Source organism: Cytobacillus stercorigallinarum (assembly GCF_014836495.1).
In the GTDB taxonomy this organism is placed as follows: Bacteria; Bacillota; Bacilli; order Bacillales; family Cytobacillaceae; genus Cytobacillus; species Cytobacillus stercorigallinarum.
Map to the genome: position 1 here is coordinate 18,586 of NZ_JACSQT010000001.1, position 25,729 is coordinate 44,314.

Sequence of the window (25,729 nt, forward strand, 5' to 3'; positions counted from 1 at the left end):
CCGAACATTTGTTCGGATTTTCTAATATGATGACTTTATTATTTTCTTCAAATAAGCTATCTGTCCTATATGGTATGCATTGTGTGAAGTGACATTGGCAATGATTGCCCACCAATGGGCTGTGACAGGAAATCCTTTGACATGTTGATCTAATAATTCATTGGTTGTTAGGGTTTTTTGCCAGTGTTGTAACTTGACCAAGAGTGAAGCTTTTAAATCTGAAAAGGTTTTTCCTTTAGGAACGACAAAGCTCAAATCATTATTTTCTATTCGCTTAATTGCCCCAACATCATTATCTTTAAAACGAACATGCCAAACTTCATTCCAGTAAATGAGATGTTGTGTTATTTCGGCTATGCTATGAATTTTACTGTTTAGCTTCATGAACGCTTCTTCTTCACTTATTTCATCAACAGTTTGCAAGAAGGGTGTATACCAACTAGGATCATCTGCATTTGCAGCTAACTGATTGCATAATACTTCTCTAGCTTCAGCCATTACCCTTCCTCCTAATGAATTTTCCCTTTAAGCAAATTTCACATTGAAGCAAGTAATCGGTTATAGGGAATAGATAAGCGGTTTCTCTGCCAAAATGATTTCCGCTATCAATGAAGCCAACCGTTTTAAAATATCCACTATACCAATTCTCTTTCTTGATTGCAGTTAAATGAATGTCACTCATAACGTGCACTCTTTTTCTTATTCGTTGTTTTCATACGTTTCTTTTCTTGTTTGACACGACGTTTCTCGAGCATGATTAATTCTCGTTCTAGTTTAAAGTAGTTACTAAGTCTCTTCTCAGTAATTTCACCTTCAACGATTGCTTGTTGTACGGCACATCCTACTTCTTTATGATGAGAGCAGTTTCTAAATTTACATTGCTCACTTAGTGCCTGAATGTCTGTAAAGCTCTCGCCTATATTTATATCATCTTCCCAAAGTTGAAATTCACGCATACCTGGTGTATCGATGATATAACCATCACCTAATAGAATTAATTCTCTATGGGTTGTGGTGTGGCGACCTTTTTGATCATCTTCACGAATATTGCCCACCTTCATTCGATCCTCATTCGTTAGTAAGTTAATAAGTGTAGATTTCCCGACACCAGATGATCCCACAAATGCCCCAGTTTTGCCTCCGGATAAGTAATCTTTGATGACCTCTACAGATTCAGGTTGAAACATACTAACCATTGTGAAATCGACGCCAAGTAGTAATAATTGATCTAAAATCCATCCTTTATCTTCACAAAGATCAGCTTTCGTTAACACAATAATAGGTAAAGCTCCAGAATGTTGTACGGCTACTAAATAGCGCTCGATTCTTGCTATATTAAAATCTTCGTTCATGCTTGTAACAATAAATAGATAATCTATGTTGGTGGCGATGATTTGTTCCTTCATTGCAACACCGGCAGTTTTCCTTGAAAACTTGCTCGTTCGTGGTAAAATTTCTTGGATAATCGCTTTATCTTCATTTGGTAATTGGTGAAAGACCACCCAATCACCAACAGTTGGATAGTCTGTCTCATTTTGTACATGATAGTGATAGTTGCCAGGTAGGGTAGCTGGTAATAATTTTTGCTCTTTTGTCAATATTTTGTACATATGGTTATAGGCGATAGCAATTCGCCCGATGAGTTGTTTTTCATGCATGTTTTTCAAATTCATTTCCTCCATTTTTGTGATATATAAAAAACCTTATGACCCGCAATTAAAGGATCATAAGGTTTATCCGCACATAAATGAAAGAAATGAGTAATAGGGTATTAACCTATTTCCAATGAGCATGATAAATATGAAAACTTTAATTGCTTCGGTATGAAAAAGTTAATTAGATTCATCATGCTCACCCACTTTCAATATTTAGTAGCTTCAGTATATAATTTTATTTGAAAAATAGCAATAATTATTTTTTTTAGAAAAAGGAAGACGCCTTTATATGTACGGAAATTACATATAAAAGCGTCTATAGGCTATTTCTTATTGAGGTTCAAACGTTTTACAGTCAGTTTCCTTGCTCGTAGATGCCTGGTCTCGATGGCTGACTACATAAATTTGATCAGCACCACATAGATTGCCTTTTTCCCAGAAAGTACAATTATTGACTTCACACAATACATCTTTTGCCATCATTTTCACTTCCTTTAGAAAAAATCTTCAGATGGATTTCGCCATCATCACTATTCTTACCATAATTGGCTTATGATATAATCATAAGTTTTTTCAAAAAAAGGAAGAGGAAACTAATTATCGCTAACTATATCTCTGATTCTTACGATGTGGGTAGTTAAATGCTTTATACCCTATATATGATTTCTTAAAAAAATTAGAACCAAAGCATTCATTTGCTCTGGTCCCACTAAAAGTTAGTTTAAACCTTTTTCCAGGTTTTTGATATTTTTTTCCATTAAGGTAAAATAGTTTTCTCCATCATTAATGTCTGCTTCAGTTAAGACAGCAAGGTTATGAAGCTGTAAGCTCTCGGCCCCGATTTCAGATTGAACGATCTCAGTTAATTTAGAGCTAACATTTTGCTCGAAATAAATCGTATCTAATTCATTTTCATTTGCTGTTTGAATAATATTCTGCAACTGCTTTTGGGAAGGCTCACTAGATGTGCTAAGCCCAGCTACACTTATTTGTTCTAACCCATAACGCGATTCCCAATAACCATAGGCTGCATGAGAAACGATGAATTTGTTTTTATTTGCATTTTCAACCATTGAAGTAAATGTATTATTTAATTCATTTAGTTCTTCATTTAGTTTATTAAAGTTTGCTGTGAATTCTTCTTCATGCTCTGGAAGGGCAGTAATTAATTGTGCTTTAATTTCCTCTGCTAATTGCTGTCCGTAAACTGGATCAATCCAAACATGTGGGTCAACATCGCCATGATCGTGCCCATCATGACTATGACCATCATGGTCGTGATCATGTTCATGTTCATGATCATCGTGATTGTGTTGCTCTGTGTTTTCTATTGCAAGATTTTCACCAGCGGCAATCATTTTGACGCCTTCATTATTTAAGATATCTTTCGCTTGATCAACAAATCCTTCTAAACCAAGGCCCATATAGATAAATAAATCAGAATCCGCCATTTTAATCATGTCCTTTTGCGAAGGTTCGAAAGTATGTTCATCAGAGCCAGGAGGATAAACAGTTTTTACATCAACAAGGTCTCCACCGATTCTTTCTGTGAAGTACTGTAATGGGTAGACTGTAGTATAAACAGATAAAACATCTTCTGATGATTGTGCTGTTCCTTTGTCGCTGGCAGTTGAATTTGAACATGCAGCAAGGATGAAAATAAAAGGAATAAGTAAAATAGATAATTTCTTCATATGTTTCTCCCCTCAATGTATCAAATCGTATTTATTACGATTTATTTTTCGTTTTAATCCGTAATCATTACGATTCACATATGTAATCATACAAAACCTAAACCCAAAAATCAAGTATAAAATTTGTTAAAATGGATACTATTTTGTATCATAAAAGAAGAGCAAGCGATTTAACACATATTTACCAATATACGTAGTGGAGATGAAAATAATGAGTCTTTTACAAGAGGTATTAGCATTTAATAAGGAGTTTGTTGAAACAGAGCAATATCGTGATTATGCCACAACGAAATATCCAAACAAACGAATGGTTATTTTGACTTGTATGGATACAAGATTAGTGGAACTATTACCGAAAGCATTGAATGTGAAAAATGGTGATATAAAAATCGTCAAAACAGCAGGGGCCCTTGTGAGTCATCCGTTCGGTAGTATTATGAGAAGTATTCTCGTTGCTCTGTATCAATTAAAAGCAGATGAAGTCTTAGTGATTGGCCACCATGATTGTGGGATGAGTGGAATGAATGCCAATGCTATGATTGAAAATATGAAGGAAAGAGGCATTTCAGAAGAAACGATTTCTACTTTGAATTATTCTGGTATTAATATTGAGAGCTGGTTAGAAGGCTTTGATCAAGTAGAGGACAGTGTCGCGCATAGTGTCGATATGATTAAGAACCACCCGCTGATTCCAGCAGTACCAGTACATGGTCTTGTCATCGATCCTAGTACGGGCAAACTGGACTTAGTAGTGGATGGATATGAGAAGAAATAAGTTATTTGCTTTGTTTCCGATTTGGCCATTCTTCCGGCACGAAATCAACTCCACCAGGATGGAATGGGTGACATTTTAAGATTCTTTTAATAGTTAAATATCCACCCTTTATTGCACCAAATCGTTTAACGGCCTCTAATCCGTAATTGGAACAAGTAGGGTAAAAACGACAAGTAGGTGGCTTGATGGGTGAAATGGCGACTTGATAGAATTTAAAAAATCCAAGCATGATTTTTTGTAACATATGGACCTTCCTTTGAAAAAAGTTGCTCTTTTAGCACCAAGATATCATATAATAGGGTGAAAAGTCCAAATCATTGACTATATATTTAAAGTTGATGAAATTAGTCGGATATTATAGTATAATAAAGGCAATGATGATAAAGGAGTGTATTTTATGCCATCAGTTGAAAGTTTTGAATTAGACCATAACGCTGTCAAGGCTCCATATGTGAGACATTGTGGCGTGCATAAAGTAGGAACAGACGGAAAGATCAACAAATATGATATTCGTTTCTGTCAGCCAAACAAAGCGGCTATGAAGCCAGATTCTATTCACACACTTGAACATTTACTTGCGTTTAACATTCGAACACACGCAGAGAAATATGATCATTTTGATATTATTGATATCTCGCCAATGGGTTGTCAAACAGGCTACTATTTAGTCGTAAGTGGTGAGCCAACAGTGGAAGAAATTATCGACCTTTTAGATGCAACAATGAAAGATGCTGTTGAAATTGTAGAAATACCAGCAGCAAATGAAAAACAATGTGGTCAAGCGAAGCTACACGACCTAGAAGGTGCAAAGAAGTTAATGAAATATTGGCTTTCTCAATCAAAAGAAGAATTAAAGCAAGTATTTGCTTAAGTGGTTCTCCTTCCATCATATTTGATGGAAGGTTTTTTATTTTTAACGGTTATAAGAAATGAAAAGATTATTACTTTACCACAACGCAAACAGAAAGATAAACTTTCTCTGAATCAAGAACATTTTTAATCTAAAGGACGAAGATTGAGTAAAAATCTGTCCGCTACAAATAAAGCCCACCCAACTTCTTACATTTACCTCTTGTTTTTGATTATTAAAAAAATGAATAACAGAACTAATTAGAAACTCAATTATGTATTGAAAACAAACCTATATTTATAAAGGTACTGGAGGAATAATTTCAGTTAGTAGCAAGATGAAAAAGATAAGCCCGATAAGAAAAAAGGTGAGGGAAGCGATAAAGAATGGTCCTCGTCTAAATATAGTCGGTGGTTCTACAAAGGGTGTGAAGCCCGTTTCAGCCCGAGTTCTAGCATCTTGTTGTTCCTTGATGTAAGAAAGCCCTCCAGAAAAATAAATGCTTGTAATAAGGAATACAATGCCCGTAAAGAACATGACTTCAATAAAGCGCACAGTAAACTGAGAAGAGAGAAAATATGTGATACCTGTTTCGATGGCAAAGGTAATGAGGAAAATGGTCCAAAACTTTTTCTTCATCAACATGACTCCTTTTTTATCCATATATTCCTATTTTATGTTATTGATCACCATAAATCTATACAAAAATCACCGACTCACAGAATCGGTGATAGTAGGCGTGATATAGATTCCTTGAACTTAATATATAAGGAACGGTTATTGTAATCATCTAATGTAAGGTTACGTGATACTCTTACATCATTATAGAAACTAGCTGCCACTTCCTCAGCTATCTTGCGGTCATAAATAAAGGCATTGACCTCAAAGTTGAGTTTAAAGCTTCGAACATCAATATTGGCTGTCCCAACAGATGCAATTTCATCATCAATTACGATTGTTTTCGCATGAATAAAACCATTATCATAAATCAGCACTTTTGCCCCGAGTTTTAATAATTCACCAATGTACGAATAAGTAGCCCAATAAACAAACATATGGTCAGGCTTGTTAGGAATCATGATTTTCACATTAACACCCGACAAAACAGCTATTCTAAGCGCATCAACCACACTCGCATCAGGGATAAAATAGGGAGTTTGAATAAGAATGGTTTCTTTTGCAGACATAATCATTTTGATATAACCAAGTTTGATTTGTTCGAGTTCGTTATCAGGTCCGCTTGCTACTATTTGCATAGGGATACGTCCCTTTGTAGTCATTGGGGGATAATACTCCGGTAAATAATGAATGTCATGACGATGAGAAGCTTGATTCCAGTCAAGAATAAAGCGTGTTTGTATCGCATAAACTGCGCTTCCTTCTATTCTTAAATGCGTATCTCGCCAATAACCGAATTTTTTATTTAAACCTAAGTATTCATCTCCAACATTAAAGCCACCAACATAGCCAATTTTGCCATCAATAATCACTAGCTTACGATGATTGCGGTAATTTAACCGTAAATTAATAAAGTGGAATTTAGACGGAAAGAACGCCTCAACCTCTCCCCCAGCTTCACGTAAGCTCTTAAAAAACCGCTTGGTTAAACTTCTTGACCCTAGATCATCATATAAAATTCGGACCTTTACACCTTCACGGGCTTTTTTGTTCAGAAGTGTGATTAAACTTTTGCTTAATGCGTCCCTTCTCAAGATATAGTATTGAAGATGGATATGGTCGGTAGCGCTTTCTATATCTTTAAATAACGCATCGAACTTGTCTTTGCCATCAGTATACATTTGAATATCATTATCTTGGGTGAGTACAGCATCATTATTTACTAATTGCATATGAATGAGGTCATAATGATTTTGAACTTGCTCATTTTCTGCAGGCAAACTGCGGTTGTGAAGAGCAGATATTTGCATTTTAAGCATTTCATCAATGCCTATTTTCTTACGATCTTCCCATTGAAACATTTTCTTCTTTTTGGAGAAGTTTTGTCCGAATAATAAGTAAATGGCAAACCCTAGTAATGGGATAAAGAACAAAACTAGTAACCATGCCCAAGTGGATGCGGCATCTTTCCGTTCAAGAAAAATAACGACAATGGCAAGGATCATATTTAAAAGGTAAATGAGTCCAATAAATATGGAGTAAATATCCATAGAAGTGCAGATTCCTCTCAAAAAGTTTTAGTATTATTTTGTCTCCTTGTCCTCTTGGTTAGGTGCTTTCTCTTCTTCTGTAAGAGATTTAGGTAGAGGATCAACGGTATGTTTAAATGTGTAAGCTTTGGATGTTGTCATTACACTTAAAATAAGGATTGTAAAGACAATAAGAATTGATATCATAATGACAATAATATAAGTCATAAATAGTCTCCCCCTTTACAAAAGCTATTTTACCATTTCTCTCTTTTAATCTGAACTAAAATATCTTTCCTTATCCGATAGTTATGTGTTTGAAAATTGGATAAGCGGGTATCTTATAAGTGGAGGTTGATAAATATGAGCGAAAAATTAATTCAATCAGTAAACAAACAAGTAGCAAACTGGACAGTAATGTATGTAAAGTTACATAACTACCATTGGTATGTTAAAGGAAGCAACTTTTTCGTATTACATGAAAAATTTGAAGAACTATATAACGAAGCAAATGACCATATTGATGAATTAGCAGAAAGAATACTTGCTTTAGGTGGAAATCCTGTAGCAACAATGAAGGAATGCTTAGATACGGCTTCAATTGAAGAAGCAACAGGTAAAGAGGATGCAAGAGACATGGTACAATCTGTTTGGAATGACTTTGATAAAATGTTAGGTGAACTGCAAGAAGGCATTGAACTAGCTGATGAGGCTAAGGATGAAGCCACTGGTGATATGCTTATTGCCGTTAAACAGAGTGTAAAAAAACATAACTGGATGCTTAAAGCATTTCTTGGATAAATGTAAGAAAATCTCTTTTGATGTGCACCCCGAAAGTTAGACTAAAAAACTTTCGGGGTGTTTTTATATTAGGAGAGATGGATTGAAGTACAGGACGATACAGTGAAAAGTGAGTAAACTAGAATTGTATTACATAGGGGAGAAGGCTCAGTAGAAAATGCGTCAGACATGAAGAGAAAAAGGATAAGTCTAATGATCTTAAGTCATCTATCAAGAAGTTGCGTGAGCTATACACAAATCATGATTCGCCTATCCTTTTATTGACTCTTTTAATCTTGTCACCTTTTCATCAATACAAGTCTTTTTTTTGCACATGCAACTCCGCCATCATTTTTCTTGTACCGGTACTATGTACACTCAATGATAGTTTTGAGGCTTCGTAAAATCACTTTCTGAAAATTTCCCTTTAAGGGATTCAATCACATAAAGGCCCATTAGATTATAAAGTTCTTGGTTATCAAGTTCTTCAATTAATGTAAGGATATCCTCTCGAGACATTTCTTCTAAAAAAGCAAAGGTGAGCATATCAATATCTTCTTCGTCACCTGTAAGCTTATTACGATAATAGTCGTACAGTTCATCAATAATTTTCATTGTTTGCACCTGCCCATTTTCTTCTTATTTTACGTTAGTATATGTTAAGTTCATGGTTTTGCTCATTTTTTTCGTATAAATTCATTCATATTGAGGGAAACAAATAATAAGAAGAAAGGGGCTGAAAGTGTGGATCAAAAGAAAACTTATTATATTACGGTGAATGATGGGGAAATCTCACAAAGTTCTACTTCTTCACCATGGAATTTTAAAATAGAGGCGACAGATGATGAAATTATCGAATTAAGAGAGTTGTTTGATCAAAATTACTCAACAGAATGGGAAGGTTTTTACCGGGCTCATGTCCCCTATTTACAGTATCATTTTGACAGGCAAAATGATAAATATGATGAGGGTTTAACGCAAATATATCGTGCCATTTATCGATTAGGAGATGAAGAGGCTAAAAATCATATTGGCAATATGGGGATTCTTCCCCCTGAACAACAATAAAGCTGTGCTCAAAACACCGTTATGAATATTGACGGTGTTTTCACCTTTTCCTGTACGTTACGTTTCTTTCAAAGTAAAATATACCAATAAGTATATGTAAAGTGAGAGGATTAAATGGAATATTTTATCGATCAGAACGGGAATCGTGTAGCACTCTCATTTAATGTAGATGGATTTGTAATGGAGCCGCGTCATGTGTTGGTGTTATGTAAAAAAGGTGATGACTGGTTATTAACGAGGCATAAAGAAAGAGGATGGGAGTTTCCAGGTGGAAAGGCGGAGGAAGGCGAAGATATATATACTGCTGCAAAGAGAGAAGTAAAAGAAGAAACTGGAGCTGTCTTGTCTTCTATTGAACATATTGGTACATATCAAGTTATGGAAAAAGATCGTTCATTTATGAAGGCTATCATGTTTGCAGAGGTTGATTATTTGCAAAAAGTAGACCATTATTTCGAAACGGATGGCCCAAAATGGGTTGCGATTAATCGGCTCATGAGGGAAATTCATCAACCTAATTATAGCTTTATCATGAAAGATCAAGTAGTCAAGAGAAGTGTAGCTTATCTCCAAAGTCGCATAAAATAAAGGGCTGCACACTCATGCAAGCCCTTAGTTGTTTTTTATTAATTTCTTCTCTAAAAATTCTACTGCTTGATACATAATAGTAGCTAATACAGCAATGACCAGTAGTGAGAGCATAACTAAAGTAAAGTTAAATACTTGGAAACCGTAAATGATCATATAGCCCAAGCCTTTAGAGGCGACGAGAAACTCTCCGACGATTACCCCGACCCAAGATAAGCCTACATTGACTTTCAATGTGGAAATAATTACGGGAAATGATGATGGAAGAATGGCTTCCTTAAATATTTGGAAACGGGTTCCACCAAAAGTTTGAAGCACCTTTATATAATTAGGGTCTACCTCTCTAAAAGAAGTATAAACGACGATGGTTGTGATAATAACGGAAATAATCGTTCCCATTGCTACAATCGAGGTGAAACTAGGCCCAAGAGCGACAATTAAAATCGGTCCTAAAGCCACTTTCGGCATACTGTTTAAAATAACGAGATAAGGGTCTAGAATCTTAGAAAGAAACGGTGACCACCATAGAATCGCCGCCAAAATCGTTCCCAACAATGTCCCTAATATAAAACCGAGAATGGTTTCTGATAAAGTGAAACCTAAGTCATAGAACAGCGTACCATCTTGCACTTTAATTAAAAAGAGCTCCCATACTTTCGAAGGCGAACTGAAAATGAGCGGATCAATCCACTGGTTTTTACTGGCAATCTCCCAGCCCGCGAAAAAAATGAGAAAAATAACGAGTTGATAAAATCGTACCCAATACTTTTCTTTCTTAAGGGAGCGGATATACGCATTATGGAGTGCTTTTGTGTGACTCTTGTGATCCAAGGGACTCCATCTCCTTCCAAATCGTTTGAAAAATTTCCGCATTCAGTGGGTGGTTTCTTGTATCAAATGGAGAGCATTCTCTTAATTCCTCAGGTACTTCAAATACTTTATGAACCTTACCAGGGCTCGGTGAGAATAAATAGATGCGGTCGCTCATCGCAATCGCTTCGCCGATATCATGTGTCACAAGAATAGCTGTTTTTCCAAATGATTTTAATGTGTCAGATACAAGATTTTCTAAATGTAATTTTGTTTGATAATCGAGAGCAGAAAATGGTTCATCTAACATGAGAAGTTTAGGTTCTGTTGCCAGTGTCCTAACAAGTGCTACCCTTTGTCGCATGCCGCCTGATAACTGTTTAGGATACAATGACTCCACATCTGATAATCCCATTTGCAGTAATAAATCTTTTGCATAAGCTTTTTTTTCTTCATCTAAGTGATGATTAATCTTTAAACCCAATAGAATATTTTCCTCAATGGTTTTCCAAGGGAATAGATAATCTTGTTGCAACATATACCCTATTTCACTTTTTAATGTAGCAACCTGTTTTCCTTCTAATTCTACTCGGCCCTCTGTTGGTTGGAAAAGACCTGCAATGATAGATAACAAAGTCGTTTTACCACATCCGCTCGGTCCTAAAAATGATATGAATTCTCCTTCTTCCACTTGAAGTGAGATATTAGAGAGGGCCGTCACTGCATTTGATTTCGTAAAGTAAGTATGATGAATATCTTGCACGTTTAAGAATGTCATCTTGCCGTCTCCTTTTTTTTCTGGATGGTTGAGCGAACAGACTCACTTCTATCCGCTCCATCTTGCACGATTATTTAACTACTTTTTCGGCAATGGTTGTGTTGACAAGTGTTTCATAATCCACTCGAGCAGGAAGTTCACCTGCTTCATCCATAATGTTTTGCAAGTTCTCCCATTCGTCTTTTTCTAAAATAGGATCGGTTGCAAAGGAGCCTTGACTTTTATAACGGTCGATTGACATCGTTAAGATTTCTAAATCGGTATTATCAAAGTATTTTGTAATGATTTTCGCTGTTTCTTCTGCTGAATGTTCATCTACCCATTGTTGCGCTTTATAGATGGCCCGTGTGAATTTCTCTACTGTTTCTTCGTTTTCATTGATGAAGCTATCCTTTGTCATATATGCTGTATAAGGAAGCTGACCAGATTCTTCAGCGAAGGAAGCAACGATATGTCCAATGCCTTCTTTTTCAAAGACACTCGCAGTTGGTTCGAATAATTGTACAAACTCACCAGTACCGGATGAAAAAGCAGGGGCAATATTGGCAAAATCAATATTTTGAATAAGCTCTAAGTCAGTATGTGGATCAATGTCATGTTTTTTTAACGTATACTCACCAGCCATCTGCGGCATGCCACCTTTTCTTTGTCCGAGGAAAGTACTCTTCTTTACCATATCCCAAGAGAAATCTTGGATATCTTCCCTTGCAACAAGGAAGGTACCATCTGTTTGCGTCAGTTGGGCAAAGTTAATCACGGGATCATTTGCCCCTTGCGCCTGTACATAGATGGATGTTTCAGAGCCAACAAGAGCGATGTCAATACTATCAGATAAGAGAGCTGTCATCGTTTTATCGCCACCGGCTGTGGTGGTTAACGTAACATCCAATCCTTCCTCTTTAAAAAAACCTTTTTCAATTGCGACATATTGGGGAGCATAAAAAAGAGATCTTGTGACCTCGCCGATACGTATTTTTGTCACATCCTCTTTTCCGCAGGCAGCTATAGGAATGAGTAGAACAGAAATACAAAGAAGCATGAAGCTCCATTTAAGCCATTTTTTCATTTTAGAACCTCCTCATTCAATGTTTCTTAGATTTTTGCATCTAAACTATCTTATGAGGGTGACAAATTTGTGTGATTGCCCATGTGAAATTTTTACTATATGTAAAGGAGGGAAAAGCATTGATAATCGATAAATGGCGGTTTCCATCTCCGCACCCTCAAGTAAAGTTATCAATGATTACATATTTATCTAATGGTCTAAAAATCAAAGGTCTATTAGCTGAACCAGAAAATGAAAACGTATCAGAAGGTTTTCTATATTTAAGAGGGGGGATTAAGAACGTCGGCAAAGTGCGCCCTAGTCGAATTGTGCAGTTTGCCCTCCAAGGTTTCATTGTATTTGCGCCTTTTTATCAGGGCAATCAAGGAGGGGAGGGAAATGAAGACTTTGCAGGCGATGACCGTTATGATGCCTTTTCAGCATTTCAACTATTAGCAGAACACCCTCGGGTAAAAAGGGTCCATGTCTTTGGGTTTTCTAGAGGAGGGGTAATGGCATTATTAACGGCTTTACATATGCCTGAAGCGGCGTCAGTAGTTACGTGGGGTGGTGTGAGCGATATGTTCCTAACATATGAAGAAAGAGTGGACTTGCGTAAAATGATGAAACGAGTCATCGGTGGAACGCCTCATAAATACCCGGAACGATATGAATATCGCACGCCATTATATGAACTTGACCAACTGCAAGCAAATGTATTAATTATTCATGGAATCCTAGATCATAATGTTTCTGCCGAACATGCCTTCCGCTTAGAGAAGCGGTTAAAAGAGTTGGGTAAGCCTGTAGATACATGGTATTTCAAAGAGTATACGCACTATTTTCCACCAGCTATCAATAGACAAATTGTTCGTGATCTTGGGCGGTGGATGAAAGAACAATAAGCTTTATTGTATTGAGATTGTAAGATACAATAGTTATATAAAACTCGATGAGCAAGGAGCAAAACAATTATGGGTATGCCTTTAGAATTAAATACAATGATCGTTACGAAAGGAAGAGAAGAGCGGTTAAATGAAAATCTTTTTACATTAACAAAAGAAGGATACCGCCTCTACCCACTAAATATTCCACTTGAAGTAAAGAAAACAAGAGACGGTGAAATCAGTGGTATGGGAAGCATCCAAAAATTAGAAATGGAAAATGATTGTACGAAAATTTTTTATCAACTCATATCGCTAAAATCAACAAACTAAAAAAAAGCCCGACACGGCCATTGCCGTGTCGGGCTTCTTCTCATTTGCTTTCGTATAATACAAGTGTCTGTTAAGCGACGACGGTCCGCAGATAGGTCATTGTTTCTTAAGTAGAAACTAATCCTTTGTAGACCCACATTCTCACTCAGTTCTAAGTATCCAATAACCGCCCTCCGCTAAATAAAGAGAACGAAATTGATGTACCCTCAAAATGCTGTAACAAAAAACCTTCGGGCACAAAGCTCGAAGGTTTTGACTATTAAGCGATAGGACCGCCTTTTTCAGCGATATCACTAGAAATATTACCGAATTTCTTGAAGTTTTCACGGAATTCATTGGCAAGTTCTTTTGCTTTTACATTATAGGCATCTTGATCTGGCCAAGTTTTGTTAGGTAATAGTACTTCATCAGGAACACCTGTTACATGTTGCGGAATTTCTAAGCCGAATACTTGATCGGTTACTGTCTCAACAGAATTAAGTTCGCCTTCTAGAGCAGCTTCAACCATTGCACGTGTATATGCAAGCTTCATACGGCTACCTACGCCATATTCGCCACCAGTCCAACCAGTGTTTACAAGGAATACTTTTGCGTTATGCTCGTCAATTTTTTTACCAAGCATTTCAGCATATTGTTGTGCAGGTAATGGTAGGAACGGTGAGCCAAAGCAAGTTGAGAAAGTCGCTTGTGGTGAAGTAATGCCACGCTCAGTACCAGCCAACTTAGAAGTGTATCCACTTAGGAAGTGATACATTGCTTGTTCTTTATTCAATTTTGAGATTGGAGGTAATACACCAGAAGCATCAGCTGTTAAGAAGATGATTGTGTTCGGGTGACCTGCAATACTTGGGTCAACGATATTGTCAATTGCTTGTAATTGGTAAGCAGCACGCGTGTTTTCTGTTAGCGTATTGTCCGCATAATCAGCTACACGAGTTTCTTTGTCTAATACAACATTCTCCAGTACTGCGCCAAAACGGATGGCATCGAAAATTTGTGGTTCTTTCTCGCGTGTAAGATCGATACACTTCGCATAGCAACCACCTTCAATGTTGAATACACCATTTGGAGACCAGCCATGCTCATCATCACCGATTAAACGACGGTTTGGATCAGCTGATAATGTTGTTTTACCAGTGCCGGAAAGACCAAAGAATAAAGCCACATCGCCTTCGCGGCCAACATTGGCTGAACAGTGCATAGGGAGGATACCATTTTCAGGAAGCATATAGTTCATAACAGAGAAAATAGATTTTTTCATTTCACCAGCATACTCAGTACCACCAATAAGAACAATACGGCGTTCGAATGAAACGATAATAAAGGTTTCTGAAGCTGTACCGTCAACTGCTGGGTCTGCTTTGAAATTAGGTGCTGAAATAACTGTAAACTCAGATTCGTGATCTAATAAGTCTTCTTCTGTAGGTCGAATAAATAATTGGTGTGCAAAAAGGTTATGCCAAGCATATTCATTAATTACTTGGATTGGCATACGGTGTTTCTTATCCGCACCAGCAAATCCTTTGAATACGAAAACTTCTTCTTTCTCTTTTAAGAAAGCAATCACCTTGTTGTATAAGTTATTGAAGACTGCTTCAGAAATTGGTTGGTTCACACTTCCCCAATCAATTTTATCTTTAGAGCTTGCTTCTTCAACTGTATATTTGTCTTTAGGTGAACGACCTGTATACTTACCTGTTGTCGCGCGAATGGCACCAGTAGATGTAAGTACACCTTCATTACGGTTTAATACTTTCTCAACTAGTTGCGGCACAGATAATTGAACTTGGATGTTTTCGCCTTTTAGTAAATCATTTAACTCAGTTATCGATACAGAATTCATCTGATGAATACCTTCCTTTATATAATATTATTTAAGAGATATGCATCTCAGTCGCTATTTGTGATTATTTCTTCAAAAATAGTATAACACATTTATTCATTCAGTCTATACTATATAAATCATTTTTATATAATTAATGAAATTGTCACAAATACAGGCAGTATTCATTATAAATAGCTTTTGCAAATTTAAAAAGGATAATCAGCAAATTTAATGTAATTTTTATATATATTAAGGAAAAATAACGGTATCATCTAAGCATCCCTTTGTTCGCTATCAAAACTCAGCGTATCGAGTAAGCATATGACAATTTTTACATTGAATAGTTGAGGAAAAACAATTGACTATATTCCTTGTGTAAGTTATGATGAATCCTTGAACGGATACTCTCTTATCCCGAGCTGGTGGAGGGACAGGCCCTATGAAACCCAGCAACCTGCCAACTACATTTTTATGAGCAAAGGTGCTAACCTGATGCAAGGATTTATTACTCACTATCCTTGAACGATAAGAGTGAAAGGCGCGAATCATTTTACTTCAACCTTTTCACTAAATCAGAGAAGAGGTTTTTTTTCATGCTTTTTAACATGATGTTGGCGAATACGAGGAGCGGCTTTTGGAATGTACTATTTATGCATGGGGAAAAGATCCAACCATTTTATTCTCAATATTCCAAGTTAACGCATAGGTTATTAAGGGTATGAGATAAACATTGGCCCATAAATAATGAAGATTCAAATAAGGGAATGAGTTCCGTATCAAAATTAAAGGCTAATATAAAGTCTTATTGATTCGATAAATAAGGAGGAAGTCAGATGTCAACAAAACGTAGATTGTTTACTTCTGAATCAGTTACTGAAGGTCATCCGGATAAGATCAGTGACCAAATTTCTGATGCAATACTAGATGCTATTTTATCAAAGGACCCGAATGCGAGGGTTGCTGCGGAAACGTCTGTTACTACAGGTCTTGTATTGGTTGCAGGTGAAATCACTACATCCACATATGTAGATATTCCAAAAATCGTTCGTGAAACCATTAAGGAAATTGGTTATACACGTGCAAAATATGGCTTTGATTCTGAAACATGTGCAGTATTAACTTCTATTGATGAGCAGTCAGCAGATATTGCTATGGGTGTAGACCAAGCATTAGAAGCGCGTGAAGGACAGATGACTGATGCTGAAATTGAAGCCATTGGTGCTGGAGACCAAGGTTTAATGTTTGGTTTTGCATGTAATGAAACAAAAGAGCTTATGCCATTACCTATTTCATTAGCGCATAAACTTTCTCGCCGTTTAGCTGAAGTAAGAAAAGAGGAAATCTTACCTTATCTTCGCCCAGATGGTAAAACGCAAGTAACTGTAGAATATGATGAAAACAACCAACCTGTACGTATTGATACAATTGTTATCTCTACACAGCATCATCCAGAAATCAGTTTAGAACAAATCCAACGCAATTTAAAAGAGCATGTAATCAATCCGGTTGTTCCTACTGAATTAATTGATGAAAACACAAAATACTTTATTAATCCAACAGGACGCTTCGTTATTGGTGGACCTCAAGGAGATGCTGGCTTAACTGGTAGAAAAATTATTGTTGACACTTACGGCGGTTATGCTCGTCACGGTGGTGGTGCATTCTCTGGTAAGGATGCAACGAAAGTTGACCGTTCAGCTGCTTACGCGGCTCGATATGTAGCAAAGAATATTGTTGCTGCAGAACTAGCTGATAAAGCGGAAGTTCAATTAGCCTATGCAATCGGTGTTGCTCAGCCTGTATCCATCAGTATTGATACATTTGGAACTGGAGCAGTATCTGAGGATGTTTTAGTTGAAGTTGTTAGAAACAATTTTGACCTCCGTCCTGCTGGTATTATTAAAATGCTTGATTTACGTCGTCCAATCTACAAGCAGACAGCTGCTTATGGACATTTCGGCCGTACAGATATCGATTTACCTTGGGAGCGCACAGATAAAGCAGAAGACTTGCGCAAGGAAGCTTTAAAATAAATTAGAAAAGTTATGGCTGTAGAAAACGCCTTTAATGAGTTTTCTACAGTCTTTTTTTTTTGGAAAAAAAGGGGCTATCATAAAATTAATACGTCCAAAACGATTTGCTCGTACATCAAAAAGAATTTGATTAAAGTAATAGAACAAAATTCGTTTTTTTAGATATTACAGATCCCCAATAATCGACATAAAGGGAAATCGAAACGATTTCATAAAAAATTAAAATTAATGTCATCTTTTCGTCTTAGAAGGTGGGTATAGAATAAATGTTCTTAAGTATACGAAGGAGAAAACATGAACATACTGCCTAGCATAAATCTTCCATTTTTTTTCGAAAGGTGAAACTTTTTAAAATAACTTAACGTCTATACAAGGTATGGGAAAATACAACAAACTAGATGAAATAAAAAGAAGGTGACGTACATAATGTGTGGTTTTATTGGTTGTATACATGATCAAGCACAAAAAGTACAAGAAGCAGATAAACAATTTGAGAATATGAATAACATTATTACTCATCGTGGGCCAGATGATGCCGGATATTATCGATCTGATCATATCCAATTTGGATTCCGCCGATTAAGTATTATAGACATTGAAAGTGGTCATCAACCACTTACATTTGATAATGGTAAATATTGGATTATTTTTAATGGTGAAGTTTATAATTATGTTGAACTACGCGAGGAATTAATCAATAAAGGATTAACTTTTGAAACCCATTCGGATACTGAAGTGATTATTGCTTTGTATAGTTATTATAAAGAGAAGGCGGCAGAAAAGTTAAGAGGTATGTTTTCCTTCGTTATTTGGGATAAAGAGAAGCAAGAAGTATTTGGTGCGAGAGATCCTTTTGGCATTAAACCTTTTTATTATCTTGAAGATGATGAGACCACTTACTTTGCCTCTGAAAAGAAAAGTATTCTACTGGCATTGAAAAACGATGTCATTAATTATGATGCTTTGCAGTATTATATGACTTATCAATTTGTACCTGAACCGATGACCATGTCGGTTGGTATAAAGAAACTTGAGCCAGGTCATTATTTCAAGAAGAAAATCGGTGGCTCTATGCATATTCAGCGTTATTGGAAAGCACATTTCCAACCTGTACAAAAAGAAGAATCTCAGTTTATTAAAGAGATTCAAGATGTTTTAACGGATTCAGTTAAAATGCATATGCGTAGTGATGTACCTGTAGGCTCGTTTTTATCCGGTGGGATTGATTCTTCTATTATTGCATCCATAGCAAAACAGTTTCACCCAAATATTAAAACGTTTTCAGTAGGTTTTGAAAGGGACGGTTTTAGTGAAGTGGATGTGGCTAAAGAAACAGCTGAAAAACTAGGTGTTGAAAATATAAGCTATATCATCTCTCCAGAAGAATATATGCAAGAAGTACCTAAAATTATGTGGCACACAGATGACCCATTAGCGGACCCTGCTTGCGTTCCACTTTACTTTGTCGCAAGAGAAGCAAGAAAACATGTAACGGTGGTGCTATCAGGCGAAGGCGCCGATGAACTGTTTGGTGGATATAATATTTATCGTGAACCACAGGACTTAGAAATTTTTAATAAAATGCCTTCAGCAGGAAGAAAGTTATTGCGTACCCTTTCTCGAATCATGCCAGAGGGGATGAGAGGTAAGAGCTTTATTGAACGAGGAACGACTCCAATGGAAGAACGCTATATTGGTAATGCGAAAATGTTCTTAGAACATGAAAAAAGAGAATTATTGCAGGTTTATAACGAGAAGAATGATTTTAAAGATATTACCCGTCCATTATATGCTGAAAGTGCAGCCTATGATGCGGTTAATCAAATGCAGTATATTGATATTCATACTTGGATGCGCGGAGATATTCTTTTAAAAGCAGATAAAATGACGATGGCACATTCATTGGAATTAAGGGTACCATTCCTTGATAAAGAGGTCTTTAATGTGGCTTCCACCATTCCAACCCATTTAAAAACATCTCATCAAACAACGAAATATATCCTTCGTAAGGCAGCAGAAGGTATTGTGCCAGAACATGTGTTGAACCGTAAAAAGTTAGGATTCCCGGTTCCTATCCGTCATTGGTTAAAGGATGAGATGTATGATTGGGCTAAGACACTAATTAAAGAGAGCCATACAGACTATTTAATTAATAAAGAGTATGTAGTAAATTTACTTGAATGGCATGCACAAGGAAAAGCAGATTACAGTAGGAAAATCTGGACGGTCCTTATGTTTATTGTGTGGCATGATGTTTTTATTGAGAAGAAGTATGATTTCGAAAACCAATTGGTTTCAGCTACAACTGCTAACTTTTAAGCTGAGAAAAAACATTAATCAAATTAAAACCCGAACAATAGTCCGGGTTTTTTTCTTGTTATTTGATATGTTGATTTTCTTAACTGCCTTATTTCTAATTTAAATAAGTAATGGCTTGCCTGCCCATTTGTTCCCAACCTGCTTGGAACTCTTTGATAGGTGCTTTCTTATTTTTTATATTTGAAAAGGGATCATTAAAGTATATATATTGGTCATCGTATCCAGTGACTAACACGGAATGTTCTTTATACGTAATATCAATCACGCCACTTGGTGTGTGCCATGTCTGAAAATAAGCATCAGGCAGTTCATTGTATTTCGTATTAATAATCACCCAGACAGGTTTCTCATTAGAGAGATGTGTTTTGATTGACGAAAAGTCATCACCAGTAAAATCATGAATCTTATCTGGTAAATAGGTTTCTGCCAGCTCTTTAATCGGCGTATGGTAAACCCCGAGTCCTCGATTGTTAAAAGAGTACATATCGCCAACAAAACCGTCATTGGGGTGACCATAATAAATCTTGCCCTCTTTTTTTTGAAACGTTGCAGGGTTTTTCCTGATTTCTTTAGCTAAAGTCATTTTATCAACAGTTACACCTGCATGGTTGAGTAACATCGCCAGGCTTGTTACTTCACATCCGCGAGGGAGTTCTGGAAATTGTGGTATGACCGGAATGTCCAATAATACTTGTTGTTTTATTTTTACGATAAATTCTTCATTGTTTGTACCTTCCGCCCTTTTGTTCTCTCGGAAAGGAGCCGCATCAGCGTGTTCCGTTGTTACTCTCGGAGAAGGAAGAAGGAAAATTAAAATAAGAAGAAGGATAAGCAGTTGTTTAGCACCATTTTTTAGCAGTTTTATCAATAAATAAGCTAACAAAATCAGTGTCAATCCAATAATAAATTTCAACAATTACACCACCTGAAAAAATGTCTTCCACTTATTATCGGCGATAGAGCAAAATTTATCAGAAGTTATTGCTGCTCTTTTTTGATTGCTTTGTAGTACTGCCCTTTCTCAGCATATTCTCGTACAATCCGCTCCATATCTTTTTTATCATCGTCATTTAATTCACGTACTACTTTTGCTGGACGACCAAATGCTAAAGTGTTTGGGGGGATGATCTTCCCTTGAGGCACAAGACTACCTGCTCCGATAAATGCACCTTCACCAATTTCTGCACCATCTAAGACGATGGAACCCATGCCAATTAATGCTCTTTTTCTTATTTTACAACTATGTAAGATCACTTGGTGTCCAATTGTCACTTCATCTTCAAGGATGAGTGGGTTTTGAGGGCTTTGGTGAAGAACAGAATTGTCTTGTATATTCACCCTTTTTCCAATATAAGTGGGTGCAACATCGCCGCGGATGACAGTATTGAACCAAACGCTTGATCCTTCGCCAATTTCTACATCACCCGTAATAGTTGTATAATCAGCAATAAATACATCATCAGCAATTTTTGGTTGTTTGTCATGAAAAGGATAAATCATTGATATCATAGCTCCTTTTTATCTTAGTCAATTTATAAGGGCTGTTTTCTAGCCATTCAGCTCTTTTTTAATATTATATCATGGAGAAATCATGAGAAATCGTGAAGATTTTTTAAAGGTAGGATATAATAAAGGATAACAAACTTGAACGAAACAGAATTGTTTTTAGGAGGATCAGACGATGTGGAAATGGGAAGCTGAGGGTGAGGCAAAAGGTGTGATTGTGATGGTTCATGGGGCAATGGAACATCACGGCAGGTATGGTTGGTTAATAGAAATGTGGAGAGTATCAGGATTTCACGTCATTATGGGTGACCTTCCGGGCCAAGGAATGACGACGAGATCAAGAAGAGGGCATATAGATTCTTTTCAAGAGTATCTTATTGAGGTAAAGGATTGGATACAAGCTGCTTACACCTTTGATTTACCTGTTTTTCTTTTAGGTCATAGCATGGGTGGTTTAATAACAATACGCTTGTTACAAGAAGAAAGATTAAAGCTAGCGGGCGTCATTCTTTCATCTCCATGTTTAGGACTTATGAAAAACCCACCAAAGCTACTCGAGCTTGCATCGTATCCTTTAAATAAAATTGCTCCTACATTAAGAGTCAATTCCGGATTAACTATTGATATGGCAACAAGGAATGCTGATGTAAGAGAAATGGATGTAAACGATACATTATATATTACCAAAGTGTCTATAAGGTGGTTTCGTGAACTACAGCAAACGATCAATCTCGCATTTGAAGATATAAAAAAGGTGCAAGATGTGCCTTTACTGGTTATGCAAGGTGGAGATGACAAAATTGTTAATAAGGTTCCCGTTAAACAATGGTTCAATAAAGCTCCGTTTACTGAGAAACGTTTTAAAGAATGGCCAAAATGCTATCATGAAATCTTTAATGAGCCAGAGAGGGAAGATGTATTTGATTATGCAAAGGATTTTGTAATGAGCAGTTTGCGTTCTATCGGGTATATCATTTAGTAAAGCGTAAGGGGAGTCCATGTAATGAATGTACCAACAATGCCGATCAGCTTAATGACAAATGCATATAGAAAAGTGATGCCTGCTGTGAATGAAGAGTTAAATAAATGGCGCAAATTGGCGGAATCAATCCCCAATGAGGAATTAAAGTCGCAAGCTCTTTCTAGCATAAAAGATAAAACCTTTCATTGTGAGGGTGGGGCCATCATGTCACTTTTGGCCGTTGATGATTATCGTCAAGTCATAACGTTTATTGTTGCCTATCAAACCATTAGTGATTACTTAGATAATTTATGTGATAGAAGTACATCGATGGACCCTAAAGATTTTACGGCAATACATGAAGCGATGCGTCATTCATTGTTAATCGATGATCAGTTACCTAAGGTGAACTATTATCGTTATCGGGATGACCAAGAAGATGGTGGGTATCTATTAGCATTAGTGATGACTTGCCGTAAAGTTTTAGCTTCTATGGAAAATTATCCGATGATCAAATCTTACTTAACAGAGCTTTGTCGTTATTATTGTGATTTACAAATACATAAACATGTGGCAATAGAACAAAGAGTTCCTCGCTTGCAAAATTGGTATAAAGAACATCAAGATATCATCCCATCTATGAGCTGGTATGAATTTTCTGCTTGTTCGGGTTCTACACTCGGTATTTTTTGTTTAGTTGCTTATGCAACGAGAAGGGACTATAAGGAAAGCTATGGTGAGATTATACGTAATGGGTATTTTCCATACATTCAAGGCTTACACATTTTATTAGACTATTACATTGATCAAGAGGAAGATAAGGAAGCAGGGGATTTAAACTTTTGCTTTTATTATGAAGATGAAAAAGAGTTATTTGAGCGCATGCGTTATTTTGTAAAGTGTGCAGATGAGCAGACGGATAAGCTTCCACATAAACGATTTCACCTTTTAATTAACCGGGGGTTATTAGGGCTATACTTATCAGATGAAAAAGTTGGAAAAAGACAGCAAATGAAAAAACTAGCAAGAAAGATGATTAAATCTGGTGGATTTTCAAGCCTCTTTTTTTATATTAATGGTCGTGCCTATCGCGCATTAAAAAGCAGGAAGGCAGTTGTGAGTTCATGATTTGAAAGCTTAATGTCTGTCTTAAAACGATAAAATTTGCAGAATAAAATTCTGCCTACTGTCATTATCTTGGAACATTAGGTAATGAGGGGTTTCTGTCGCCATAGGTCTGCATCGAATCACACAAGGTAAAAGCATGCATGTCTGACTCGCAAGCAAGCCATCAAGAAAAGACATGCTGACTTGAATAGCTTAGAATCGGTTCAGACGCTAAAATGTACATAAAATAAAAAAACAAGAACAAATTTGTTCTTGTCTGTACGTAATTGATCTTCGTCTTACCTTTTCTCAATCGCAACAATAAAAGGTGGACGGTTAGCTTGGTTAATGAATTGATACTGCAAAATATGAGCAGTATGTTGATCAATGGTTTTCAAGTAACGCAAAATATAGTCACGCTCAACAGCACCTTCTGGATGGCCATGATAAATCACCAAAATAATGATGCCTTCAGGTGCCATCATATCGATTAATTGTTCAATCGCGGAAATAGTTGTTCTCGGTCTTGTGACAATCGTTTTGTCTCCACCAGGTAAGTACCCGAGGTTAAAAATGGCGCCAGTGATACGACCGAAATGAATGGGTGGAATGCAAGCAGTTACATGCTCATGACCACGATTGAATAGAACTGTACGATTAGAAAGTTCGTGTTCATCAAGTTTAATTTGGGTAGACTGTATGGCCTCTTCTTGGATATCGAATCCATATACTCTGCCATGTTCGCCAACGAGTTGAGCTAAAAATAATGTGTCATGTCCATTTCCAAGTGTGGCATCAACGACGACATCTCCTGGTGCAATTGCTTTCTGTAGTAGTTCTCTCGCAAATGGTAAAATACGTTCTATCTTCAAGAGCTCACCTCCTCGGTAAATGATTGATGATATTTACCTTGCCAGCTATCTCTTCGCTTTAGTTCCTGATCAATGCCATTTAGGACATCCCATTTATTCACACTCCACATAGGACCTATCATAAGATCGATAGGCCCATCGCCAGTAATGCGATGAACAATCATCTCTTTTGGTAAAATTTCTAATTGGTCACAAACTAACTGAATGTAGTCATCACGGCTAAGGAATGAAACCATTCCCTTTTCATATTGCTTAACCATCGGCGTGCCTTTTAAAAGATGTAACAAGTGTATTTTAATTCCCTGCACATCTAATTTTGCCACCTCCTGTGCTGTTTCCATCATCATTTCAGGTGACTCTTCAGGTAAACCATTAATGATATGAGAACAGACACGTATATGATGTTGCCGAAGTTTCTTTACGCCTTCTTTATAGCAATCATAATCATGTGCACGATTAATTAGTTGGGCTGTTTTTTCATGAACGGTTTGTAGGCCTAATTCAACCCATAAGTATGTTCTTTTATTAAGGTCAGCTAAATAGTCTATGACATCATCTGGTAAACAATCAGGCCTTGTGGCAATAGATAAGCCAACAACTCCTTCTTGTTTTAAGACAAATTCATACTTTTCTTTAAGTACTTCAACAGGTGCATGGGTATTTGTGAATGCTTGGAAATAAGCGATGTATTTTCCATTTTTCCATTTCTTATGCATGCTATCCTTGATTTTAATAAATTGTACGTCTAATGGTTCTGCCCGATTACCGGCAAAATCACCTGAACCTGCTGCACTGCAAAATGTACAGCCACCATGAGCGACAGTACCATCACGATTAGGACAATCAAAGCCCCCATCCAAAGCTACTTTAAAGACCTTATGTCCGAAATGTTTTTTTAAATGAAAGTTCCATGTATGATAACGTTTTTGATCAATTGTATATGGAAATTGAGTGAGTAAATCCAAAGTTAGCCCTCCTAAAGTCACCACTGTGACAAATTCAATATTATCATGAAAGAAATCATCAACTCAATTACACATTGATAACATTTCAATTAGTAGAAATGGAACACTCGGTAAATACTATCTATGAGGCGCATTTGCTTCGTACACTTCATTAAAAAGAGGGGGAAGGCTTTTATGGCAACCCGTGAATCCGTACAACAATTAATGCAACAATGTGAAGAAGTAATACAATTTGCTAATATGCAGTTTAAAGATGGACAAATGCAAGAACATTATAACGACCAAGACTATGCTAAAGCGCTTGCTCATATTGAACAAGCCTACAATGATTTAATGACGATGTCTCATAGTGCTACAGATGCACAAAGGGAAGAGCTTCATCGAATGAGATTACAATTACAGCAATTACAAAATCAAATGATCATTACTCCCCATTAAGAGGTGAATAATAAATGGTTAGAAAAAAATCAAACCAAAACAATCCAGAGCAAAAAACAAGAAATGGTCTCAATAACCAAGAGGTTGAATTCGGTAGTGCGAATGTGATCCCACGGTCTAAAAAGAAGTATGAGGAAACAGGTGGGCAACCTGTGAAATCAAAATTTCATCCAGAATAAATCATATGTGTAAGTCAAATAATCCCGTACATCAAGCGAATTTCATGGAGTTTGCTTGTGTACGGTTTTTGAAAAAGTTAATAAAACGATTACTGTATATATCATACATAATGGCAT

Annotated in this window: 31 protein-coding genes and 1 riboswitch; of the genes, 13 read left to right on the plus strand and 18 right to left on the minus strand. The window is 36.6% G+C overall.

The genetic code is table 11. From position 1 onward, the window contains the following. Nucleotides 1-21: 21 nt before the first annotated feature. The 5 genes from H9655_RS00145 to H9655_RS00165 form a co-directional block, all read right to left on the minus strand. On the minus strand, nucleotides 22-498 hold the full coding sequence (locus tag H9655_RS00145; protein ID WP_191809731.1) for a DinB family protein: 477 nt from the start codon (nucleotides 496-498) through the stop codon (nucleotides 22-24). Then, nucleotides 491-682 (minus strand): hypothetical protein, encoded by a 192-nt coding sequence (locus H9655_RS00150; RefSeq protein ID WP_191809733.1) that lies wholly within the window; start codon nucleotides 680-682, stop codon nucleotides 491-493. Before H9655_RS00150 ends, H9655_RS00145 begins: the two co-directional genes overlap by 8 nt. Continuing rightward, nucleotides 675-1,658, minus strand: coding sequence for a ribosome small subunit-dependent GTPase A (gene rsgA / locus H9655_RS00155; RefSeq protein ID WP_225230409.1), 984 nt, complete (start codon nucleotides 1,656-1,658; stop codon nucleotides 675-677). The genes H9655_RS00150 and rsgA overlap by 8 nt, the downstream gene beginning before the upstream one ends. A gap of 327 nt (nucleotides 1,659-1,985) precedes the next feature. After that, nucleotides 1,986-2,135, minus strand: a complete 150-nt coding sequence (locus H9655_RS00160) for a DUF1540 domain-containing protein (RefSeq protein WP_095372149.1) — start codon at nucleotides 2,133-2,135, stop codon at nucleotides 1,986-1,988. A gap of 236 nt (nucleotides 2,136-2,371) precedes the next feature. Then, the gene (locus H9655_RS00165) at nucleotides 2,372-3,349 is read right to left on the minus strand and encodes a metal ABC transporter solute-binding protein, Zn/Mn family (protein ID WP_191809740.1); all 978 of its coding nucleotides are present in this window, start codon (nucleotides 3,347-3,349) and stop codon (nucleotides 2,372-2,374) included. Nucleotides 3,350-3,560: 211 nt separating this feature from the next. On the opposite strand from H9655_RS00165, the gene H9655_RS00170 reads away from it, so the two are divergent. Next, nucleotides 3,561-4,124: a beta-class carbonic anhydrase gene (locus H9655_RS00170; protein ID WP_191809742.1), complete on the plus strand. Its 564-nt coding sequence runs from the start codon at nucleotides 3,561-3,563 to the stop codon at nucleotides 4,122-4,124. A gap of 1 nt (nucleotide 4,125) precedes the next feature. Here H9655_RS00170 and yidD read toward each other — a convergent pair whose 3' ends face one another. Then, entirely contained in the window at nucleotides 4,126-4,368 is a 243-nt protein-coding gene (gene yidD / locus H9655_RS00175) for a membrane protein insertion efficiency factor YidD (RefSeq protein WP_191809744.1), read from the minus strand. 153 nt (nucleotides 4,369-4,521) lie between these two features. On the opposite strand from yidD, the gene H9655_RS00180 reads away from it, so the two are divergent. After that, nucleotides 4,522-4,995, plus strand: a complete 474-nt coding sequence (locus H9655_RS00180; RefSeq protein WP_095372153.1) for an S-ribosylhomocysteine lyase — start codon at nucleotides 4,522-4,524, stop codon at nucleotides 4,993-4,995. 276 nt (nucleotides 4,996-5,271) lie between these two features. On the opposite strand, the gene H9655_RS00185 is transcribed toward H9655_RS00180, so the two are convergent. From H9655_RS00185 to ytzI, 3 genes are all read right to left on the minus strand, one after another. After that, a complete protein-coding gene (locus H9655_RS00185) occupies nucleotides 5,272-5,613 on the minus strand; it encodes a hypothetical protein (RefSeq protein ID WP_191809747.1) in 342 nt (113 codons plus the stop codon). Between the two features lie 77 nt (nucleotides 5,614-5,690). Further along, entirely contained in the window at nucleotides 5,691-7,142 is a 1,452-nt protein-coding gene (gene cls, locus H9655_RS00190; protein WP_191809749.1) for a cardiolipin synthase, read from the minus strand. A 33-nt stretch (nucleotides 7,143-7,175) separates the two neighbouring features. After that, nucleotides 7,176-7,349 carry a YtzI protein gene (ytzI, locus tag H9655_RS00195; protein ID WP_191809751.1) on the minus strand — a complete coding sequence of 58 codons (174 nt, stop codon included), beginning with the start codon at nucleotides 7,347-7,349 and terminating at the stop codon, nucleotides 7,176-7,178. 135 nt (nucleotides 7,350-7,484) lie between these two features. Here ytzI and H9655_RS00200 point away from each other — a divergent pair, with 135 nt between their 5' ends. Then, nucleotides 7,485-7,922 (plus strand): Dps family protein, encoded by a 438-nt coding sequence (locus H9655_RS00200; RefSeq protein ID WP_191809753.1) that lies wholly within the window; start codon nucleotides 7,485-7,487, stop codon nucleotides 7,920-7,922. A 357-nt stretch (nucleotides 7,923-8,279) separates the two neighbouring features. On the opposite strand, the gene H9655_RS00205 is transcribed toward H9655_RS00200, so the two are convergent. Then, a complete protein-coding gene (locus tag H9655_RS00205; RefSeq protein WP_191809755.1) occupies nucleotides 8,280-8,516 on the minus strand; it encodes a DUF6154 family protein in 237 nt (78 codons plus the stop codon). A gap of 129 nt (nucleotides 8,517-8,645) precedes the next feature. Between H9655_RS00205 and H9655_RS00210 the strand changes: the two genes are divergently transcribed. After that, on the plus strand, nucleotides 8,646-8,969 hold the full coding sequence (locus H9655_RS00210; protein ID WP_318245428.1) for a hydrolase: 324 nt from the start codon (nucleotides 8,646-8,648) through the stop codon (nucleotides 8,967-8,969). 114 nt (nucleotides 8,970-9,083) lie between these two features. Next, nucleotides 9,084-9,557 carry an RNA deprotection pyrophosphohydrolase gene (gene ytkD, locus H9655_RS00215; RefSeq protein WP_191809759.1) on the plus strand — a complete coding sequence of 158 codons (474 nt, stop codon included), beginning with the start codon at nucleotides 9,084-9,086 and terminating at the stop codon, nucleotides 9,555-9,557. A 24-nt stretch (nucleotides 9,558-9,581) separates the two neighbouring features. Here the strand turns inward: ytkD and H9655_RS00220 are convergent, their stop codons facing one another. The 3 genes from H9655_RS00220 to H9655_RS00230 form a co-directional block, all read right to left on the minus strand. Beyond that, nucleotides 9,582-10,388 carry an ABC transporter permease gene (locus tag H9655_RS00220; RefSeq protein WP_225230347.1) on the minus strand — a complete coding sequence of 269 codons (807 nt, stop codon included), beginning with the start codon at nucleotides 10,386-10,388 and terminating at the stop codon, nucleotides 9,582-9,584. Further along, nucleotides 10,354-11,145 carry an ABC transporter ATP-binding protein gene (locus tag H9655_RS00225; protein WP_191809764.1) on the minus strand — a complete coding sequence of 264 codons (792 nt, stop codon included), beginning with the start codon at nucleotides 11,143-11,145 and terminating at the stop codon, nucleotides 10,354-10,356. The genes H9655_RS00220 and H9655_RS00225 overlap by 35 nt, the downstream gene beginning before the upstream one ends. A gap of 70 nt (nucleotides 11,146-11,215) precedes the next feature. Further along, entirely contained in the window at nucleotides 11,216-12,211 is a 996-nt protein-coding gene (locus H9655_RS00230; RefSeq protein ID WP_191809766.1) for an ABC transporter substrate-binding protein, read from the minus strand. A gap of 173 nt (nucleotides 12,212-12,384) precedes the next feature. Between H9655_RS00230 and H9655_RS00235 the strand changes: the two genes are divergently transcribed. Both H9655_RS00235 and H9655_RS00240 read left to right on the plus strand, forming a co-directional pair. Next, nucleotides 12,385-13,095 carry an alpha/beta hydrolase family protein gene (locus H9655_RS00235; RefSeq protein ID WP_191811291.1) on the plus strand — a complete coding sequence of 237 codons (711 nt, stop codon included), beginning with the start codon at nucleotides 12,385-12,387 and terminating at the stop codon, nucleotides 13,093-13,095. Nucleotides 13,096-13,164: 69 nt separating this feature from the next. After that, nucleotides 13,165-13,407, plus strand: coding sequence for a DUF2584 domain-containing protein (locus H9655_RS00240; RefSeq protein WP_191809768.1), 243 nt, complete (start codon nucleotides 13,165-13,167; stop codon nucleotides 13,405-13,407). A gap of 259 nt (nucleotides 13,408-13,666) precedes the next feature. Here H9655_RS00240 and pckA read toward each other — a convergent pair whose 3' ends face one another. Further along, complete coding sequence (pckA, locus tag H9655_RS00245; RefSeq protein WP_191809770.1) at nucleotides 13,667-15,250, minus strand: phosphoenolpyruvate carboxykinase (ATP); 1,584 nt, start codon at nucleotides 15,248-15,250, stop codon at nucleotides 13,667-13,669. Nucleotides 15,251-15,638: 388 nt separating this feature from the next. Next, a riboswitch (SAM riboswitch) is annotated at nucleotides 15,639-15,764 on the plus strand. A gap of 301 nt (nucleotides 15,765-16,065) precedes the next feature. Between pckA and metK the strand changes: the two genes are divergently transcribed. After that, nucleotides 16,066-17,265: a methionine adenosyltransferase gene (metK, locus tag H9655_RS00250; RefSeq protein WP_191809773.1), complete on the plus strand. Its 1,200-nt coding sequence runs from the start codon at nucleotides 16,066-16,068 to the stop codon at nucleotides 17,263-17,265. A 426-nt stretch (nucleotides 17,266-17,691) separates the two neighbouring features. Next, a complete protein-coding gene (gene asnB, locus H9655_RS00255; protein WP_191809775.1) occupies nucleotides 17,692-19,584 on the plus strand; it encodes an asparagine synthase (glutamine-hydrolyzing) in 1,893 nt (630 codons plus the stop codon). 94 nt (nucleotides 19,585-19,678) lie between these two features. On the opposite strand, the gene H9655_RS00260 is transcribed toward asnB, so the two are convergent. Continuing rightward, nucleotides 19,679-20,500, minus strand: coding sequence for a C39 family peptidase (locus tag H9655_RS00260; protein WP_191809777.1), 822 nt, complete (start codon nucleotides 20,498-20,500; stop codon nucleotides 19,679-19,681). A gap of 62 nt (nucleotides 20,501-20,562) precedes the next feature. Then, entirely contained in the window at nucleotides 20,563-21,084 is a 522-nt protein-coding gene (locus H9655_RS00265; RefSeq protein WP_191809779.1) for a gamma carbonic anhydrase, read from the minus strand. A gap of 181 nt (nucleotides 21,085-21,265) precedes the next feature. Between H9655_RS00265 and H9655_RS00270 the strand changes: the two genes are divergently transcribed. Beyond that, entirely contained in the window at nucleotides 21,266-22,069 is an 804-nt protein-coding gene (locus H9655_RS00270; RefSeq protein WP_191809780.1) for an alpha/beta hydrolase, read from the plus strand. 24 nt (nucleotides 22,070-22,093) lie between these two features. Further along, nucleotides 22,094-23,179, plus strand: a complete 1,086-nt coding sequence (locus H9655_RS00275; RefSeq protein ID WP_191809782.1) for a tetraprenyl-beta-curcumene synthase family protein — start codon at nucleotides 22,094-22,096, stop codon at nucleotides 23,177-23,179. 278 nt (nucleotides 23,180-23,457) lie between these two features. Here H9655_RS00275 and H9655_RS00280 read toward each other — a convergent pair whose 3' ends face one another. After that, complete coding sequence (locus tag H9655_RS00280; protein ID WP_191809784.1) at nucleotides 23,458-24,030, minus strand: class I SAM-dependent methyltransferase; 573 nt, start codon at nucleotides 24,028-24,030, stop codon at nucleotides 23,458-23,460. Then, a complete protein-coding gene (locus H9655_RS00285) occupies nucleotides 24,027-24,995 on the minus strand; it encodes a TIGR01212 family radical SAM protein (protein WP_191809786.1) in 969 nt (322 codons plus the stop codon). The genes H9655_RS00280 and H9655_RS00285 overlap by 4 nt, the downstream gene beginning before the upstream one ends. A 174-nt stretch (nucleotides 24,996-25,169) precedes the next feature. Here H9655_RS00285 and H9655_RS00290 point away from each other — a divergent pair, with 174 nt between their 5' ends. Continuing rightward, nucleotides 25,170-25,433 (plus strand): YtzC family protein, encoded by a 264-nt coding sequence (locus H9655_RS00290; protein ID WP_191809788.1) that lies wholly within the window; start codon nucleotides 25,170-25,172, stop codon nucleotides 25,431-25,433. A 14-nt stretch (nucleotides 25,434-25,447) separates the two neighbouring features. Then, nucleotides 25,448-25,612, plus strand: coding sequence for a glycogen biosynthesis protein GlgD (locus H9655_RS00295; RefSeq protein ID WP_191809790.1), 165 nt, complete (start codon nucleotides 25,448-25,450; stop codon nucleotides 25,610-25,612). The last annotated feature ends 117 nt before the right edge of the window (nucleotides 25,613-25,729 follow it).